Raw genomic sequence first — 18,328 nt, 5'->3', positions numbered from 1 at the left:
CGTCGAAGAATCTACTGGAGATTGAACCGGCTGTGTGGTGGTTTCTCCTCCCTCACTCGTTGAAATCGATGTAATAGATGACGTGGACGATTCACGCGATTCAGTGTTCTGCGTCGTTGAACTCTGCGAAGTAGTTGATGGAGAAGTCGTCGTGAATGTCGTGGTCGTTGTGATGGTCGGTGGTGTGGTCGTGCTAGTCGTTAATGTTGTTGTTGTGCTAGTTGGTGGTATCGTGGTACTAGTCGTTGAACCAGAGTTACACGGCAGAGGATTATCTTTGGTAATGGTCGAGCCAAATGTGTTGACACTCACACTGACGATATCTTCCCCTGCGTATTGTCCCTCCCCGTGAAAGACGTTGTGACCGCTATACGGGCCATAAAACGACTGGGAACCCGAACGAAATTGTAAGACGACTCTAAAATACCGCTCGCCGTTCACTGCAACTGATTTGCACGATTGGTATTCAATCTGGGTATCACTCGACTGTGCTGATTGCGGTATTTGAGCGGTAGCCAGTGAGCCGGTGAGAAGAGTGCATAGCACCACTATACACTTCATTTTTCCCCCAGTCGTTCCGGATGAGGGCATTTGGCTAATTGCTGTGTCGCACCGACAAAAATTTGTCGAATGTCAGTGAAAATTTGGATAATGGAAAGAATATCTTATTCTCGATTCGGTTTGTGATCGATTGAATATCTCTGGGGGCCCTCTCCGACGAGGAGAACAAAACACTAACAGATCAGTGAACTACCCTAGCCGCAAATAGTCTGCGTACTGACCGGCCTCAGCTAGCTTCTTACCGGGATCGGCGCAGAATCAAATCGGTGCTCCCACCCCAATTGATCGATGCTTGATCGAGTTCCCAGCCATCCTGTGCGAGGCGATTGAGATGGTGTTCTGTCGCTCGTCGATCCGTTGCCAATCCAAGCCATTTGGTAGACATTTTAATTACCTTGTATTCATAGCAGGTACTCATAGTAGCCTGCCATCGAAAGGTGAGCAATTATCTTGAACGTATCTTTTTCGGTCACTGACTTTGGACTCTATGAGAGCCACGAAAATCCTGCAGCCCACCAATACGTGGTCTCCATCGACGACGTGACCGACGAGTTAATGGCCTGCACCTGCCCGCACCACGTCCACCGCACCGGCTACTGCAAACACATGGCCGCCGTCGAGAACGCGACTGACGACGGCACGCTCGATGCCTTCCCCTCAGAGGACGAAGACGATGCCGAACCAGCAGGGTGCGACTGCGATGGCCTCAACGGCTTCCCGTGCTAGCCGTGCGTGCAAACGGGACGGAAGGAATTGCCGAACTAACCACCGCTTCACCGAAGCTAAGTGGTGGCTCGTCTGTGAAGACTGGGTCGGATTCCCTGGTATCGCTGCTCGAAAACGGTGCGCAACTCCGAGCAGTACAGTTCTCATGGAGTTTCTCTATAGATGGCCTGTTCCCGCCGGTCGATAGATCGAGAGACGAATTTTGATCTGTATTATCGCTCCTGCCGCATTACAGGCGTTTAAGACTGCTCGAATCAACTCAAGAGATATGCGTATCGCAGTCATTGGTGCTGGATCGCTCGGTTGTCTGTTCGGGGCAAGACTTGCTGCCAACGAACACGATGTCTGGTTGCTTCACCACCGTCCGGAATACGTCAAACAGTTATTGGAACACGGGGTTCGAATCCAGAGCGACTACCACTCTAACACACTCGAGGTCGATGTCCCTGCAACAACGACTGCCGGCGACATTGGCCCCGTCGATCTCGTGCTGGTCCTAGTGAAGGCTCATCACACGAAAACTGCGGTACGTGACCATGCTGCGTGTATTGGACCAGAAACTTACGTGTTATCTCTTCAAAACGGCTTACGAAACTACGAGTATCTGATTGATCTTGTTGGCGCTGAACGGGCCTTGGGGGGCGTTACGTACCAGGCAGCAATTACTGATTCCCCCGGCGAAATTCAGCACACATCACAGGGTGAGACGATCTTCGGAGGGCAAGACCATGCGTTCGCCGAACGAGTTCGAATGGTGTTTGAACAAGCTGGGTTTGAGACAACCGTTGCGGAGGATCCAAGACATCCCATCTGGGATAAACAGTTACTTGGGCTCGCTACGCTTCCGCTGGCCGCACTCACGCGACTAATGGTGGACAACCTAATGAACGATGATGGTCTTGAATGGATTATGCACCAACTCATCGCTGAAGCGCGAGCTGTTGCCGAAGCTCACAATATCGATTTACGGACAGATGATGTGTTAACGTCTTTCCAAGAGATGGTTGGCACGTATCCGTCACACAAAATCAGTATGCTCCAAGACATCGAATACGAACGAAAAACCGAAATCGACGAGCTCAATGGTGCCATTGTTGATCTTGCCACCGAAGCTGATGTTGACGTCCCGATAAATCGCACCGTCACTGAACTTGTTCGGAGTCTTGAACAGAGTTATCTGAATCAGAACAGTTGAGAGGAACTGCCGGACTAACCCTCTGCTTCCGTTTTTATCCATAGCACGCCAACTGACGATCGTGGATCTCACCGACCGGCGAACGCTAACGGTGTGTACCAATACAGCGACTGATGATACCCCCGAGCCACTGACTGTCTTACTTAGCCAAGACAACGATACGCGGCTGACTTCGGGGTAGAGCACTTTCCTAACTTCCCGAATGAATCTCTCGATTGGGAAGTCTCGAAGCGGCCCAGCAACAGTCGGGAACTATCAATAGAGAGACGTAATCGTCAATAGTATCATTACTAAATTACTTATAATATGAACCAATTGTTTATAGCGTGATGTACTAGATTCCACGGAGTATGCGTCGAACTTTTCTTAAGGGAACTACAGTTGCAGCACTCGGGTCGCTCATCGGAGGAACCGCAATCGCGGAGGAAAATGACGATACGGCGGAAACGGATGCCAGCAATTATAATTTGTCTAACAGCAATTCACCTATATTGGCTGCCCACAGAGGGTTTCAAGATGTCTCCCCCGAGAACACTGTGGCTGCCGTAAAGAAGGCAGTAAGTGGTGGTAAGGGCGATAACGCTGCCAATCGAAGATGTGATATGATTGAGTGCGACATCGTGCCGGCTGGCGGCCAACCGTGGAAAGGGGAGGAATTCGATCTAGCTGTCTTCCATGACGACAAACTCGCCAGTCGGGACGGTGGCGAGCGTGGCACCACGGATGCTCCCAACCAGTATGTTTGGGAAACGGATTCTAATGTCGTATTTAACGCTGAGGTTCTCGAAAGTGGCGAGACGATTCCGCGACTCGAAGAAGTGGTGGAAGCGACCCCCGATGACATTCCACTCAACATCGAATGGAAAGCTGCTGGGCGACTCCAGATGCCCGACGATTTCGAGGAACAAAAAGAGACCTGGAGATCATTCACCAAACAGGCTCTGGACATTCTCTCCGAGTATCCACACGACTTTATCGTTCAACCATTTTCGAAAGCAGCGCTGGCAACAGTCCGCGAGGAAGATTCGAGCATCCCTATCGCCTACCTGCTTTGGGATTCGATCGAAGATGGACTACAAGTCTCTAGAGACCTCGACTGTGAATACGTCCAGCCCCCCTACAACAGATCAAGGGAACACCGTTTTTCCGGGATGAATACTATCTCGATGGTAGTGATTGGGCCGACATCGATCTGGTCGAAATCGCTCACAGGGAAGGTCGTCAGATCATCCCATACACGATAGACACGTGGTATTAAGCGGAGCAACTCGTCGACGCCGGTGTCGACGGTATTATCTCCAACTACCCGTGTGTGCTGGATTAGTTTACTGTTACAGATTCATCCTTAAGTATGATCCAAATGCCATCAATGAGCGCCACGACAACCCCGCTGACCACCAGTACACAGTCTCCATCGACGACGTGACTAGTGAGTTGATGGCCTGCACGTGCCCGCATCACATCCACCACAACGCCTTCTGCAAACACATGGGTGCCGTCGACAATGCGACCGACGACAGGACGCTTGAAGCGTTCCTTTCGGAGGATGAAGACAATGCCGAGCCGGACGAGTGCGACTGTGACGGCCTTGGTGGCTTCCCGTGCTGGGAGTGCGTAAGGGTAGGACGGAAGGAACTGCCGAACTAGCCACCGCTTCAGTCTTTTAAATCTATGTAGGGATTCTGACGATACTTAATCGAGTTCAGTCTTATCATGGGCTATCGCTTACGATAAAGCACTGCCTACCCTATCTTTCTCCTCAAACACGTTCAACTCAAACTACTCTAAACAGTCCATGGTCACTATTAGCGTACTCGGTGGCAGGGTAACTGATGTCATTCGACCAAATCCCCACGTCACGTCGAGCGTTGCTCACAACGATTGGTGCAAGCCTCACTGTTAGCCAACCAGCCGTAGCAAAAACCACCGAGCAAATAGGCCAGCAATTCTTTACCTACTTATCTGCCGCAAACGTGCCTCGCAGTGACGAATATTCTCCGTATACAGAAACGGATGCGTTCGGAGGTGCTTTCGTCGAGCTCAATTCTGATGAGACGGAACTCGATTACACCGTTTTCGTCAAGAATATGCGCAATATGTCCGGAATCCATATCCACCAGGGAGGGCCAGACGAAGATGGCCCCCATCTTGCAGAATTAGCCAATTTTTCAGCATCACCCGGACCATCTGTTGTGCTCAGAAACACACTTCGGCAAGGCGACGAATGTCCTACTGATTCCGGTGGCAATAACTGTCTCACTCCTGAGGTCTCCTTTAGCCAGATGGTTAATGAGATTCATGCTGGTACCGCATATGTACAGGCTCACGCCGGTTCAGAAGGCACAAAAGTGATCCGAGGACAACTCGGCTGATACTATGCAGTTGATAAACTTGAAGGCACGAGCGTGCCAGTAGATTCTAACCATTCATGATCGGGATGAACGGCGCAGCGCAGCCTAAACATCGAGCGAATTTGTCCGATACAATTCATCACCGAACCTAAGAGGAGTAACAGTAAGGAACTAGATTCTAGCATCAGTGCTAACCTTTTTACGCCCTCCTAGCAAGAGGAATATATGCGCAACCAGCGTGTATTAGTAGCTCTTCTCGTTGCCAGTCTCGTTATTCTTGCAGGATGCGCTGGCGGTGGGCCACCTGGAGTTGGAAGTGAGACAACAACATCCGTGAACACAACAGGGACGCTAACTGCTTCACCATCCGAAACACCGACAACCACTACTGTACCAACTGGATCACTCGAAGTTCACTTCATTAACGTTGGCCAGTCCGCTAGTACACTCATTGTCTCACCGACGGGGGAAACAATGCTCATCGATACTGGTGATTGGCGGAATGACGGTGAGTATGTCCTGCAGTATCTCCAGAGGCACAATATCACTCGTATCGACCATCTCGTCACCTCGCATGCTGATGCCGATCATATTGGCGGCCATGCAGCCATCATCAACTACTACGAAACACGAGCGAACGGTATTGGAGCTGTGTATGACCCAGGGATTGCATCAAGTTCTAGTACGTATCAACGCTATCTGGATGCTGTCGAACAACACAACGTAACACTCTTCAAAACCCAGGAAGGAGATCACATTCAATTCGAAGGTGCCACGGTGACGGTTCTTGGCCCACCAAACCCCTATATTGCTAACAAAGAGCGAAACGAGAACAGTATCGTCCTCAAAGTCACATACGGAAAAACCAGTTTTCTTCTGCCAGGAGACGCAGCCCAGCAAGAAGAGCAGTATCTTCTCCGGCAATATGACTCATCACTCAACTCAACGGTGCTCTTTGCGGGCCATCATGGTAGTCGATTTAGCACTAGTGATGTGTTCCTTGATGCCGTCACACCGCAAGCAGTGGTGATCTCAAGCGCTTACGACTCACAGTACGGTCATCCACACGAAGAGATGTTAAATCGGCTCGCTGCACGTAATATTCCAACCTACTGGACTGCCGTCCACGGCATTATCGTGCTCGACAGCACTGGTGAGCAAATCACCGTGAAAACACAAGCAGAGGCGCCAACCAATCCACAGTCACTCCGGTCGGCATCACCTCTTGACCCAGGCGCAACTGCGCCTGTGACGCCGCGAACAACGATCGACGTCGAAGGTAATGATGGTTCTGGTGGAGGCCCTCCGACTACAACAGCAGCGCAGACAACGACATCGTCGCAACCAGCTGGTGCACTACAACTGACCGAGGTACACGCTGATGCTGCTGGCAATGACGCTGAGAACCTTAACGATGAGTACATCGTCTTCACGAATACAGGGAACGCGCTGCTTGACCTCTCTGGATGGCAGCTCCGTGATGCAGCGAACCACAGCTATACAATTCCCGATGGAGTTACTCTCGAATCCGGTGCGCAAATCACGGTTCACTCCGGCAGTGGTGAGAATACGAACACCGACCTTTACTGGAACGTAAATCAGCCAATTTGGAACAACGGTGGCGATACTGTCATTGTTGTGGATACCGAGGGGATAACTGTACTCCGGGAAACATACCAATGACTAAATCGCCACAGACATTCACTGGTGTTCTCGATCGGTTTGAAGAAGAGCAGGTAGTCTTATTGCTCGAATCTGGCGGCGAGACCGTCGACGAACTCGTCATTCGTCGCGATGACCTTCCTGAATCTGGACGCCACCAAGACGCGATTTTCACCGTCACTGTTGATGGGGAAACAGTAGAGGAGATCGAGTACGAGCCGACTGAAACGGAGGAACGAGCAGAGGCTGCCCAAAAGCGGTTCGACCGCATGGCGTGTCGGCCACCAACAGATGACGAAGACATCTGAGTAAATTCCCTGCCCAGCAGTTATGTTGCAATTCTCGGTTTCCTCTCCTTGAGATACTCGCGATTACAGAAGCGATTTAGTGCTGCAATTGGTTGTGTTTTTATGTCCCATTCTGGCGGTATTTCCCGACGTAAACAGCTTCTCATCGCTGGGACAGCCTGTATCGGCGGAGGCATTCAGATACTCCGTGTCCTTCAAGGCAAGGGTGGATCGCTGGCTATTATCTCTCTTTTCTGTTTTTGTGTAGTGCTTATACTCAGCGCTTGGCAATTATATACTGGATCAGATGATCCGGATCCGAACCAGTTGTAATTTGCCAAGGATATCGTCATCACTCACTTTCTCCGCAAACCGTCCTTGCTCATCTCACATACCCTCTTCACTGACTGAGTCGAGCCTCTTATTTCCAACCGTCACGCCAAATCCACCTCATTCGAAAACCATGATGGACGACACACCGTGAAAGGGTTTTTGATGGGTTGATTACCAGAAATGGGTGAGCATAACACTCTCGAAATCCTAGTCGTGCTCAAAAATTGGCGGTTTTCTGTCGCTCATTTGCTCTATTTGGCCATTTCCGAGAGACTCCGTTCCAGTAATGGGTCAAAAGAGAGCGAACTCAGACTAACAAAGGTCGTTGTTTATGCCTGTGTTCGTCGCTCCTCAAACTGAGAGAGACGATTATCATGACAGCAGAACAAAACAAATTTCAGACAACAGTTGAATCATGTGAGAACTGCGGCCGTGAAACCTCACATATGGTTACAGTCGAGATCCAGACAGAGAACAGGAACGCAGAGAACGCTGCGTTCTCGCGAGAACCGTACCGGGTTGCGACGTGCCAGACGTGCGGTGAAACGACGAGTCAACGGATGAACAATGCATAAGGTGAACCATTGCAAGTAGTTTTCGTTAGTCGTCCACTGAGTGTATTTCAGCAGAGTGGAGTTCTGGTGGTGTTTCTGGCACAGTCTGTTGAGTGTAGTAGTAGTGGCTCACCGCGACGGCTCCAAATAGAGTTACGATTCCTAGTAGGGCCATATCCCACGAAAACTCCACTAAGAGAGAAATCTCGGCCCAAATACCCCCAAAAAACAGTACACTGCAAAGTGCTAACCCAAGATAGTATTGGTCCCATCGCCGAGTCGGGTTGGTGAATGCACCAAGGTAGGAATCGAATATTCGAATACGATTAGTAGGCTTGATTTTTCCGGTATCACGATCATACTCTATGATACCAGCATCAGCGAGTGCGGGAAGATGTGTTTGGTAAAGAGAGATATAGACCCGTTTTCGTTGCTCACGCGCCAACTTTGCCGGTGTCGTATCGTACTCCCAAGAAGCGACGTGATCGGTGAGATCAGACAGGTTGACAGTGTGATTCACTCGTCGAAGATAGTGAAGTGCGTAGCGCCGGCGCACGTTCTGCAACAAATCGAATACTTGGTCCTGTGAGGGACCAGTCCGGTTCATTGAATAGCGCCTGCGATGCTTCGATGACATTAGTTCACCACCGATTTTCAGAGTCGGACGAGGTCATCAGTACACAGATCACCATTCTAATAGAGTAATGCCTATTCTTCGACTTTGTTATCTCGGTACTGTTTGTGAGTAGTATCACTATATAGTCGGCATCACCATTAGCAGACACAGCAAACTGACACGGTAAGACATACTTGCAGTACTTGCTTACGTAGTGCTTTTTCATCGGGCCGAAAGTCAGCCCCGTACCGCTGTGGGTCGCGACGAATTGGCAGCTCAATCGTCAATCCTGGAGTTATACGCTCCCTACATGTCACAGTCGGACGTACAGGGTTTCTCTAACCAGCAGAAAAAGACCTTAGATGCTCAAAATTACGGACATTCTCGAATTGGGTGAATCGATCTCAAGCGTATCTGCGACCCAGCGAGCAGTAATAGCAGGAAACTCTGACTCACGGATACCCCCCGAGAATACCACCGTCAGTGGTTTCCTTCATGAATCGAATGGTGTTCATCGCTTTATCTCGTACCTGCTATGGTAGCCGTGGTTCTCCTTTCACGCCCCATCCGACACAACTCTTGGTTACCCAGTTACGACTGACTGGTCATGTAGCGTGTCGCTACCGAGATGCCGTTCGAGAAGTGCGAATAGCGAATCTAGACTGATTGCCAAGAGGACACCTGGGATCGCCCCAGCAAGCAGCTGCGGCGGGGAGTCGTCCTTCGGCGAACAGCTATTCATACCGAATAGGTGCGCACAGATGTTGTTTATGTCTTTCTACAACTCAGCCCATCGTGCTGTGTATTGGGAGCTCATTCTGAGCTATTTACAGAGTGGGTGAAGGTGTCAGGTATACGTTCATGGTCACCTTCGAAGAAGGTTCTGACGGGCCTGAAGTTACGACCCCTATACTTCAGGTGGCCCAACCCGACTTTTGAAGCACTCTCATCGTGGCAGCCAAGTTTTACGCTTCCCCAAGGGTGTCGACCCGACCGAATCCACTTCCGTTTAGAAATCAGGGCGACAGTGAGACAGCACTCCGAAGTTCGAGTGAACTGAAGTCACCGGAGTAGATTCGCCGTGCATAGACACTCGCGAAGGCTAGGGTGTTATGATAGATTTCAACACTATTCGCGTGTGCGAAATTGGCTCATTTGACTTCAGCTATAAGAGCAACCGAATCGAACAGTCACATACACCATGCCCGAACTCTCGATCGAAGAGAACTGTAGCAACTCACCCAGAAAGCAGTTCCTTTCGGACTTTTATGTCGCCTTTACGGAGCGCGACGAGGAGGCGATCCGTTCGATGCTCACCGACGACGTTCAGTTAGTGATCGTCGGTGAGCAAACACTCGACGGGAACCAGAGCGTCGTGGACTCGATGGATCTCTTCCTCGATGGGGTCGCCAAGATAACGGTCGAAAACATCATCACCCATGGTGATATAGCAGCTGTGAACGGTGTCATAACCACTGACAATGGAGACTCCTACGAATTTTGTGAAGTATTCAAATTCGAGGGACACACGAAGGACGCAAATATCACGTCTATCAAATCATACGTAATCGAGATGGCCTGATAGACTAAGCATGAAGCTACTCTTCTTCTGCCTGAATCTATAAGTGGAAGTGAATTCTCGTGAAGCCGCGCTCTTACATAGGTGTCCAAAACCCTATAGCAGAAGCCTTGAGAGATTTGAACTCTCGACCGACTCCTTACAAAGGAGTTGCTCTGCCAGCCTGAGCTATCAAGGAATATAATGGTTTGCTCTTGGGAGTAAATCATTCTTCCTGTTTATGCCCTACTAACTCATCGTGCATGCGGACAGAGCGGGATAGTTCACCTGGTCAAGTTTGGCCACCTTGGGAATTATGTTATTGCCTGGTGATAGGTGGTGTATATGGCAACAGGCGAGGCAGGACTGAGTCGACGAGAGCAGTATCGATTCGTTATAACTGCAGCCGGGCCTCGATATGCATCGATCACAGTCGCGCTAATTCTCGGACTTCCTATTGGTGCATACATCTCTGGGAATCTGATGGTATTGTTTTATGTCCATATCGGGTTAGCTGCGTTTTGGTTTGGGATGGACTTTTTCTTCCGCTATGTGTTGGCGCCAGCTGTCGCTGAAGCTGAGCCTCAGATCGTTGTTTCACTTCTGCCCCATCTTTCGCCAAAAATAATGGTGGTCGGTGAAGCCCTCACACTTGGGACACTCGGCTCAGGAGTCGGACTCGCTCATCGTCTCGGCTATCTTACAACACCGACTGTGTGGGTGTGGGCGGCGCTTGGAATCGCTACTGTAATGCTATTTATCGCGTTTGTGCCTCTGCACTCGTCTCAAACAGAGTTACTTCTCGAGCTCGACTCGACAAATCCAGATCTGGTGCGGGTTGAGAAACTAAATCAGACAGCGCTCAGGTGGCTAATGGGGATGACTAGTCTATTTCTTGTAATTCTTGTGATGATGGTCGGAATGCGAGGATTGATTGGTTAATTATCCGCCGCAGTGGCTGACTGGTGAACGCCTACCAAGAGCATCGCAAAGACGAACACAACGAAGAACGATCGGGGTGCGTCACCTGAGCCAAATGCGGTCCTGCTCAAACAAGTTCCGAAAGCATACAGCAGCTTGCATCGTGTGAGAGAACCGTAATAGACACGACGCCTCCCCTCGCTACAATTTCTATGACACAAACCGTCAACGAACTCCGAAACGAAATTCGACAGGCCGTCGGGAGATACGAACGTATAGAATCGACGGCTTTCACCAAAGAAGCCCTTGCAGCACTCTGTACGACTCTGAACTAAGATATCGACACGAACAATTTGCCCTTCAAACCCCAGATGCGGGCTGGTATCCTGTGGAAAATCGGCGAACTGGACGACGATAATCCAGACCAGACTTCACAACCATTTCGAAAAGCAGAGTTAGAAGCGATTGCAGCTGCTCTGCAAGACGAGTGACTATTCACTCACCCGCCAGCAACAGTGGTTTCAGTCGTGTCTCCATGTAAAAGATCGACTTGCTGTTCGTCGACTTCCTCACAGACGAGCACGCGAAGTCCTTCTAACTTGTCGGGGTGATCCTCGGTGATTCGCTTACGTTGTTTCTACGTAGCAAAGACGGTCGTAGGGAATATATCCAACAATATCATTTTCTTCATTACGAAGTTGTAATCCGTTGTCTCCTTCTTTTATATTGTGACATTCTATCTCCTTGTTATCAGTCGTTATAGCTACTAACTTTCCCATGGATTAAGATGTGACTTCAGAACTAATGAAGGTTTCCAGCATGTAGTACTTGCCTACACGATGGTCGTGTTCCGTTTCAATAGTTGAGACAACTGTGAATCTTGCTGTGTTCTATTAGCCCTTTCTCCATCGTCAAGAACCACATAACAATACCTAACGCACTCATTAGAAAAACTACGAACGTCGTACTTCACCAGTCAGGTCGTCATGTCCTACGACGCTCGAGCATCGTCAACGAATAAACGCCGCGTCTGATGCCCAACGCCCGATGCGTGGTTTTGCTGGCACAACCACGCACCGTTTCACGAGAACGGGTTGCTTGTTGGTAGAAGCACCATCGACAATTCGTCGATGGCGGCCACGTTGTGGCCTCGGTGGTTCGATTCCATCTCCGTTCGTCGAATATAGTGTGTTCTGCTCTTGTTCTCCGCTTCGTGAGTTCAGTTCGATAGTAACATCCATTCTCACCTCAACAGATCGTAATCGGTTCCATTCGATTCCATATACGGCCGGTTCGGTCAGCAATAGGTTCCGCAAGAAGACCGTTCGAGACGGCTACTGCGGTGGGCTCATAGTCTGAGCCGAGTGGTTTCAGAAATACGGAACGCCTTTCAGAGCAGTTCCTCAGTCAGCTGTCCAGTGTCATCGACGACTACGTCCGGTTGGTATGGCCACCCACCAAAAGGGTTTGCGTGGCGGTTGAGAAATGCTCCTCGCATACCAACTGCTTTGGCACCGACCAGATCGAACGTATGTGCGGTCACGAACATGACCTCGTGTGGCGCGACATCGAATCGCTCACAGCAGAGATCATAGGACGCACGGTGGGGCTTATATGCACCTGCTTCCGCAACTGAAATGACGCCGTCGAGATCCGTCTTAAAGTTCGGCCGAACCGCAGCGAGCATGTCTGGATCCCCGTTCGAGAGGCCGACCAAGGTATACTCTTCACCGAGGTCGCTCAGTGCGGCATCGACATCGGGATACGGTTGTAACTCCTTCCACTGACGAATGAGGTCGCGAACCTCCTCATCGGAAACGTCGAGACCGAGTCGCTTGACACGATATGTGAGGGCACGTCGACTGATCTCTTTGAATGGTGTGTGGGGTTCTGGGATCAATGAATCGATCATCGAATCACGAAAATGCATGGCCAAATAGCGTCAAAGCAGGATTTCGGCGTCGTAGTCACTTCCATGAACATCGAGGAGGTCTTTGAGCGCCGGAACGAGTGTTGATTCCCGGTCAAGTAGCGTATCCCAGAGATCGAAAGCGAGCACCTCAGTCTCTTCGTGAATCGTTCTTATGCCAGTCGTTACCATGCTGAATGGTAGCAAAGGTAATTCGATAAATGTACTGGTTCTTTCTTAATCCGATGTTCTGACTGCCGCTACGTCTTCAAATAGACCCATAAGTCGACACAGCTCCCGACCCAATACAGGGAGAGATTGGGCGCAGCTCAATATCGGATTATTAGTCGGGAGCCACTACCATTGCACCGCCATCTGCAAGCACATGACTGCCGTCGAAACTGCGGCCGACGACAGGACGCTGACGGCGTTCCCATCGAAGGACGACGAAACGGACGAAGACAATGCTGAACCGGAAGAGTGCGATTGTGACGGCCTCGGTGGCTTCCCGTGCTGGGAGTGCGTGCGCACGGAACCGACGGAACTACCAAACTAGCCACCGCTTCAGCCTGTGACTTCAATCCTATCTGTGAATAGTCGATTTAGATATTTTATAGTACCTTATCGACTTCTTGCTCAGATGTATCTGCTGTTTCTTTGCCGACTGTTGCTTGATAGTCAACAATTCCGGCACCATCTTTCGGTTGATCCTCAATATCTCGAGCCCCTGATTCGAATGATTCGAGGACACCCTTGGGGGACCAGTCGTCTTTTGTGTCTATGTACTTCGCAACCATTCCGGCGACCTCTGGTGCGGCAAACGACGTTCCGGAAGCTTTCACCCACCGTCCATCCAGCTGTTTTCCCATGTTTGTTCCACTGGCTTGTGCGAGACGATTGTCTTTCCCTATCGCTGAGACATCTGGATTATCACCATTTGGATTGTACGAGGAGAATTCGGCCATTTTTCCGTCCTTCGTACATGCACCGATACTAAATGCCCCTTTCGCTGTTGCTGGGCTGCCACTCTTTGCCCCCGAATTTCCTGCGGCAACAACATCTCTTACTCCTTTTTCTATGAGTTTCGAATGAATCTGATCGAGTTGCTTCGACTGTTTTTGAGCGCCCCACGACATATTGACGACATTGTATCGATCATGGTTCTTATGGAGCCACTCATATGCTCGAAGAATGATGTTCATCTTCGTTTTCCCTTCACTCCCAAATATTCGGAGTGCAATGAGATCCGCTGCAGGTGCAAGGCGTGTTACTTGCCCAGCAACCGCTGTCCCATGGCCAACTGCATCATCACTTCCCCCAGTTTCTGTCACATCGACTTGCGTCACCGCCGTGTCTTCGAACACTGGATGGCTCGTATCGATCCCTGAATCCATGATTGTGACAGTCTGTTGCTCACCGGGTGCCGCTGATTCCGGGATATCGTGGAGCTTGCGTACGTCTTCGATGGTCGCTACGTCCGTCGGCTCTTCACTGATGAAATCTGGTTCGTATCGAAGTGTTGCGCTAATGTTGTCTTCAATGCCGACGATCTGTTTATCCGCTTGTAATTTTGATTGGTGCTTTTCATCATATTTCACATAAGCTGCTGACGTAATGCCTTCCCCGAAATCGTACGTTTCAATGATTTCGCAGTTCGTTTCGACTGTTTTTGGTTCGTCTTCGTAGAATATGATCTTCTCTGGCATTTTCTCTCTCCATCACGTTAATTGGTTGCGCTACATAAAATAGATTTCCCACAGGGTGAAATTAATAGAAACATTAATAATTGACAAAATCACCACCCGTAACAGTAGTTGAACGTGCAAATGGAGTAGACGGATACTGAGCGGCGCTTTTCGGACTGGAGATTTCATTGAGTAACTGGCGAGTAAGCAAACCAGATGCCGCAAGAGATGGAATCAAATTTAGTTCATCAAAGCGCTTCCAATGCCGTTTGGATCGGGATCTTACATCAAGCACAACGACAAGCAGGCGTCACGAAGTACGTCCCTACAACAGAGGAGATCACAATCGCGCTGACCTGGAAGGCTTACCAGCACCACGGCTGGGAACAAATCAGTTCCACTATTTGTCACGACTCATCCACGCGTGGCAGTACCGCGAGTTCGGTGAAGCGGATCACGGGCGAACGTTCATCCGCTGGATCAACGCCCTCGATACTTCACAGTACTGTGAACGGTTCAAATCGCTGAATTGGTGAGTGATCTATGAGGACTGTGTGGGCGACTCACGCGCTACCAGCGTTCCAAGGTCGTGAAACACCCTCAGAAGTACAGTTACGAATTCAATAGACTCCTAAGGCACCTATTGTACCTATTCCTATGGAATCCACCAGATAACAACCCGCGGACTCAATTTTCCCCGCTCAACCTCTCCCTCCTCATGCAACTCCTCGAGCCGTCGATGAGCGGATGACCGCTCAATGCCGAATATATCCACCACCCACCGAGCGGTCACAGCAGGAAATGCCGACTCGCGTATCGCCGCGAGAATATCCTCACCTGTCGCTTCCTCTGCGTACTGGCCGCGAGCATCGCGTTCTCTGTCGTCTGTTATCATAGCCGTTAGTTCACTATCCACGATCTTAAATCCACACACTACATAGTACGTTGGTGGGTTTAATACCACGTACTATGTGTATGTGATAGGAAGACCGATGTCCTCGGGCGTGTTGAAACGCGCCGGGTGTTGGCGCACCCGGCATCGTCCTCCTAACGCAACTCAGGATAGACCCTGTCAATGAAATCGCCGCGGACCTTCACTGCTGTGCTTGATCGGTTTGAAAAGGAGGAGGCAGTCTTATTGCTCGAATCCACTGGAGAGACTGTCAATTATCACCATTGATGGGGAGACAGTAGTTGAGATCGAGTACGAGCCAACGGAAACGGAGGAGCAAACAGAGGCTTCCCAACAGTAATTTGACCGCCTGACGCGTCGTCCATCAACTGATGACGAAGGCGGCTAAGTATAGTGTAGGGGATAATTCTCCTCAACATTGGCCGTTCTGGTTGAGTAGGTGTCTGGGACGGGTATTCCGAACTGTGGGTGGATACTATTAGATATTATTGGTTTATCAATATAAGCCGATTTTCAACAAATTGATCCGCCCGTAAGACGGATTACCGCAGTAGGTCGCCAATAATGTGGTTTCTGTTTGTCAACCCTGGTCAATGGTATCTCCCTACATAATTATATCCTATCCATTACTGGTACTAATTGAGCACCGATGGCGAAGATCGAACAATATACGGCGGTTGGTCTCTCTCCGACCGTCTGGGGCGCGACAGAACGCAGCGATATACAGAAGAACCTTGAGCACATCCACGACAATCTCAAAGCAGCGACGTGGCTGAGTGGTCTCGAATTGCCAGTGAAGCTTGCCGTCATTCCCGAAGGGGCGCTTCAGGGATTCACCGATGAGGTCATGGACATGGATCACGCGAAGTACGCAGATGAGATAGCGATAGACATCCCTGGCGACGAGACCAATACACTCGGTGAATATGCTACAGAATTCGAGACCTACATCGTGGCCTCAGCGAAGGAGAAAGCTGAACCGAAGTTTCCAAATAAGTTCTTTAATACCGCATTCATTATCGACCCAGACGGTGACATCATCCTAAAACACCGGAAGGTGACGCCACTCCTCCCCGTCGAACGATCGGTCAGTCCCCACGACGTCTGGGATGCATGGATTGACGAATACGGAAAGGATCTTGACGCATTTTTCCCAGTTGCAGACACGGATATCGGGCGTCTTGGCATTTCATTGGCTATCGAAGGTGCCTATCCGGAATACGTTCGCGGCCTCGCGATGAATGGGGCAGAGGTTATTTGTCGGATTTCCTGTCCCGAACCTCTCGTTGCTAATGACGGATGGCGTATTCAGAATCGAGCCCGGGCACTCGACAACACCGCCTACCTTGTTGCACCGAATTTGGGTACCTACTACCTTACACCGGATGAAGAGACGCCCGTTGACACCTTCGGTGGTGGGTCGATGGTGGTTAACCATCGAGGTGACATACTTGCTGAACACGACTATGGTGCCGGATCCTCATACGTCGGTGCCCCCATCGACATCGAAGGGTTGCGCGAACACCGTACTCGATCGCCGCTGACGAATTGGTTGAAAGATCTTCGCACTGAGCTATGCCAAGTCATTTACGATCAGGAACTCTACCCAAAGAACCGTTATCTCGATGCACAACCACCTCGCCATGAAGAGTATGCCGAGGAAGTCATGCAGGCGCGTATCGACTCCATGATTAAACAAGATATCTGGGTACCACCGTATCAAGATCGAGACGAAGCTAACGAACCCACAGAGTAACCATTTTGGACTGATTTTTGACAGCAGGAACAATTTGAACGCCAGTAGAAAATTTAGTTTAATTGGGGGCAATTGACGATGTGACCGACGAGCTAATGGCCTGCACGTGCCCACACCACGTCCATCGGACTGCTTTCTGCAAGCACATGACCGCCGTCGAGACCGCGACTGAGGACGGCACGCTCGACGCCTTCCCTTCGGACGACAACGAAGACGATTCCGAATCAGTAGAGTGCGACTGCAATGGCCTCGGTGGCTTCCCGTGCTGGGAGTGCGTGCGCACGGATTGGAAAGAACTGCCGAACTAACTCACGTTTCCGTTTTATCCATGACACGGTTGTTGCTTTTGGCGGAACTGCTGCTGTTTGGTAGACTGAATGTCCGGCACTCGCGCATAGCCTGACCGAATCAACTGCGTGTTGTAGAGCCACTCACAAATCACGAAAAAGAATCTATTCAGTAGGCAACACCGGCCGCTGACCTGCTATTGAATACCGAAGCGTATATACAAATAGTATGGCCACCTCGATTAGTCAAACAACAGCATCGTACGAAGAGCCCATCTATTCTATCGTTCGTGCTCTTGTTGGACTCTTGTTCATGCAACACGGTGCTCAGAAATTATTCGGTCTCTTCGGCGGCGTCGATGGAAGTGGTGCCACCGCATCACTCGTCAGTATGTATGGGGTTGCTGGTATCATCGAGCTCTTTGGTGGTTTTCTTATCGCCGTTGGATTACTAACCCGGCTCATCGCACTCATCGCGACCGGAGAGATGATTGCCGCCCAGTTCATTGCTCATATCCCTGAGGGATTGATTCCAATCCAAAACGGAGGCGAGCTCAGCCTCCTCTATCTCGCAGTATTTATTCTTCTTATCGTGTATGGAAATGGGTACTATAGCCTCCAACGCCGAGTTTTTGGTTAAGAACGCATCTAGCTGAACCATTGTATTAAGCTCCCCATCGTGACGATCCCGCCAAAGACCTTCAGTCGTTTTTCGGACAGTGATTGGATTGGATTGTTATTTCTGGATGACCGCAGCGGTGGTAGCAACTAACTATCGCTCACCTTGAATGGATTGAAAATGGACTCGAGACTGGTGCATGCTGTCAACTTGATCGCTCTTGATGACTGATTCTGTATCGCCTTCCAGTGATCGACGATATCCCATAGTACCGACGGCCCTGCTCGACCAAGCGCGAACGCATGCCACAACAAAGCAAGTTCGTTAATTTTATTTCATAATTTCATATTGTGGCCAAAATCTATCTAACGCCACCGCTGGTAGCTCCTTTCTCG

Annotated in this window: 21 protein-coding genes and 1 pseudogene; 16 read left to right on the top strand and 6 right to left on the bottom strand. The window is 50.1% G+C overall.

Annotated elements, in window-relative coordinates:
- The first annotated feature begins 34 nt into the window (after positions 1–34).
- Positions 35–352 (top strand): hypothetical protein, encoded by a 318-nt coding sequence (locus tag LIW51_RS32800; RefSeq protein WP_227379680.1) that lies wholly within the window; start codon positions 35–37, stop codon positions 350–352.
- Positions 353–799: 447 nt separating this feature from the next.
- Here LIW51_RS32800 and LIW51_RS32795 read toward each other — a convergent pair whose 3' ends face one another.
- The gene (locus LIW51_RS32795) at positions 800–979 is read right to left on the bottom strand and encodes a DUF4177 domain-containing protein (RefSeq protein ID WP_227379679.1); all 180 of its coding nucleotides are present in this window, start codon (positions 977–979) and stop codon (positions 800–802) included.
- A 32-nt stretch (positions 980–1,011) separates the two neighbouring features.
- Here LIW51_RS32795 and LIW51_RS32790 point away from each other — a divergent pair, with 32 nt between their 5' ends.
- The 8 genes from LIW51_RS32790 (at position 1,012) to LIW51_RS32755 (ending at position 7,690) form a co-directional block, all read left to right on the top strand.
- Positions 1,012–1,287 carry an SWIM zinc finger family protein gene (locus tag LIW51_RS32790; protein WP_227379678.1) on the top strand — a complete coding sequence of 92 codons (276 nt, stop codon included), beginning with the start codon at positions 1,012–1,014 and terminating at the stop codon, positions 1,285–1,287.
- Positions 1,288–1,555: 268 nt separating this feature from the next.
- Positions 1,556–2,482 (top strand): ketopantoate reductase family protein, encoded by a 927-nt coding sequence (locus LIW51_RS32785; RefSeq protein ID WP_227379677.1) that lies wholly within the window; start codon positions 1,556–1,558, stop codon positions 2,480–2,482.
- A gap of 350 nt (positions 2,483–2,832) precedes the next feature.
- Positions 2,833–3,726: a glycerophosphodiester phosphodiesterase family protein gene (locus LIW51_RS32780; protein ID WP_227379676.1), complete on the top strand. Its 894-nt coding sequence runs from the start codon at positions 2,833–2,835 to the stop codon at positions 3,724–3,726.
- A 64-nt stretch (positions 3,727–3,790) separates the two neighbouring features.
- The gene (locus LIW51_RS32775) at positions 3,791–4,129 is read left to right on the top strand and encodes an SWIM zinc finger family protein (protein ID WP_227379675.1); all 339 of its coding nucleotides are present in this window, start codon (positions 3,791–3,793) and stop codon (positions 4,127–4,129) included.
- Between the two features lie 185 nt (positions 4,130–4,314).
- The gene (locus LIW51_RS32770; protein ID WP_227379674.1) at positions 4,315–4,854 is read left to right on the top strand and encodes a CHRD domain-containing protein; all 540 of its coding nucleotides are present in this window, start codon (positions 4,315–4,317) and stop codon (positions 4,852–4,854) included.
- 204 nt (positions 4,855–5,058) lie between these two features.
- Positions 5,059–6,516 (top strand): lamin tail domain-containing protein, encoded by a 1,458-nt coding sequence (locus LIW51_RS32765; protein ID WP_227379673.1) that lies wholly within the window; start codon positions 5,059–5,061, stop codon positions 6,514–6,516.
- Positions 6,513–6,803 (top strand): DUF3006 domain-containing protein, encoded by a 291-nt coding sequence (locus tag LIW51_RS32760; RefSeq protein WP_227379672.1) that lies wholly within the window; start codon positions 6,513–6,515, stop codon positions 6,801–6,803. Before LIW51_RS32765 ends, LIW51_RS32760 begins: the two co-directional genes overlap by 4 nt.
- 686 nt (positions 6,804–7,489) lie before the next feature.
- A complete protein-coding gene (locus LIW51_RS32755; RefSeq protein ID WP_227379671.1) occupies positions 7,490–7,690 on the top strand; it encodes a DUF7835 family putative zinc beta-ribbon protein in 201 nt (66 codons plus the stop codon).
- A gap of 25 nt (positions 7,691–7,715) precedes the next feature.
- Here LIW51_RS32755 and LIW51_RS32750 read toward each other — a convergent pair whose 3' ends face one another.
- Entirely contained in the window at positions 7,716–8,306 is a 591-nt protein-coding gene (locus tag LIW51_RS32750) for a DUF7344 domain-containing protein (protein ID WP_227379670.1), read from the bottom strand.
- A 1,180-nt stretch (positions 8,307–9,486) separates the two neighbouring features.
- Between LIW51_RS32750 and LIW51_RS32745 the strand changes: the two genes are divergently transcribed.
- From LIW51_RS32745 to LIW51_RS32735, 3 genes and pseudogenes are all read left to right on the top strand, one after another.
- Positions 9,487–9,867: a nuclear transport factor 2 family protein gene (locus LIW51_RS32745; protein WP_227379669.1), complete on the top strand. Its 381-nt coding sequence runs from the start codon at positions 9,487–9,489 to the stop codon at positions 9,865–9,867.
- Positions 9,868–10,188: 321 nt separating this feature from the next.
- Complete coding sequence (locus tag LIW51_RS32740; RefSeq protein ID WP_227379668.1) at positions 10,189–10,785, top strand: hypothetical protein; 597 nt, start codon at positions 10,189–10,191, stop codon at positions 10,783–10,785.
- Between the two features lie 191 nt (positions 10,786–10,976).
- Positions 10,977–11,255 (top strand): annotated as a pseudogene (locus LIW51_RS32735) (hypothetical protein).
- Between the two features lie 899 nt (positions 11,256–12,154).
- Here LIW51_RS32735 and LIW51_RS32730 read toward each other — a convergent pair.
- Together LIW51_RS32730 and LIW51_RS32725 are read right to left on the bottom strand one after the other, a co-directional pair.
- The gene (locus LIW51_RS32730) at positions 12,155–12,676 is read right to left on the bottom strand and encodes a haloacid dehalogenase type II (protein ID WP_227379667.1); all 522 of its coding nucleotides are present in this window, start codon (positions 12,674–12,676) and stop codon (positions 12,155–12,157) included.
- Between the two features lie 30 nt (positions 12,677–12,706).
- The gene (locus LIW51_RS32725; RefSeq protein WP_227379666.1) at positions 12,707–12,865 is read right to left on the bottom strand and encodes a hypothetical protein; all 159 of its coding nucleotides are present in this window, start codon (positions 12,863–12,865) and stop codon (positions 12,707–12,709) included.
- A gap of 193 nt (positions 12,866–13,058) precedes the next feature.
- On the opposite strand from LIW51_RS32725, the gene LIW51_RS32720 reads away from it, so the two are divergent.
- Positions 13,059–13,229 carry a hypothetical protein gene (locus tag LIW51_RS32720; protein WP_227379665.1) on the top strand — a complete coding sequence of 57 codons (171 nt, stop codon included), beginning with the start codon at positions 13,059–13,061 and terminating at the stop codon, positions 13,227–13,229.
- A 55-nt stretch (positions 13,230–13,284) separates the two neighbouring features.
- Here the strand turns inward: LIW51_RS32720 and LIW51_RS32715 are convergent, their stop codons facing one another.
- The gene (locus LIW51_RS32715) at positions 13,285–14,379 is read right to left on the bottom strand and encodes a S8 family peptidase (RefSeq protein ID WP_227379664.1); all 1,095 of its coding nucleotides are present in this window, start codon (positions 14,377–14,379) and stop codon (positions 13,285–13,287) included.
- 634 nt (positions 14,380–15,013) lie between these two features.
- Entirely contained in the window at positions 15,014–15,253 is a 240-nt protein-coding gene (locus tag LIW51_RS32710) for a helix-turn-helix domain-containing protein (RefSeq protein WP_227379663.1), read from the bottom strand.
- Between the two features lie 667 nt (positions 15,254–15,920).
- On the opposite strand from LIW51_RS32710, the gene LIW51_RS32705 reads away from it, so the two are divergent.
- The 3 genes from LIW51_RS32705 to LIW51_RS32695 all read left to right on the top strand — a co-directional run bounded on the left by LIW51_RS32705 (position 15,921) and on the right by LIW51_RS32695 (position 17,954).
- Complete coding sequence (locus LIW51_RS32705) at positions 15,921–17,027, top strand: nitrilase-related carbon-nitrogen hydrolase (RefSeq protein ID WP_227379662.1); 1,107 nt, start codon at positions 15,921–15,923, stop codon at positions 17,025–17,027.
- A gap of 62 nt (positions 17,028–17,089) precedes the next feature.
- Positions 17,090–17,335: an SWIM zinc finger family protein gene (locus LIW51_RS32700; protein ID WP_227379661.1), complete on the top strand. Its 246-nt coding sequence runs from the start codon at positions 17,090–17,092 to the stop codon at positions 17,333–17,335.
- Between the two features lie 208 nt (positions 17,336–17,543).
- The gene (locus LIW51_RS32695) at positions 17,544–17,954 is read left to right on the top strand and encodes a DoxX family protein (protein WP_227379660.1); all 411 of its coding nucleotides are present in this window, start codon (positions 17,544–17,546) and stop codon (positions 17,952–17,954) included.
- The last annotated feature ends 374 nt before the right edge of the window (positions 17,955–18,328 follow it).

The organism is Haladaptatus halobius, from assembly GCF_020618475.1.
Classification (GTDB): Archaea; Halobacteriota; Halobacteria; order Halobacteriales; family Haladaptataceae; genus Haladaptatus; species Haladaptatus halobius.
Note: the sequence above shows the minus strand (reverse complement) of the source record. Positions and strands in the feature narration are given on the sequence as shown.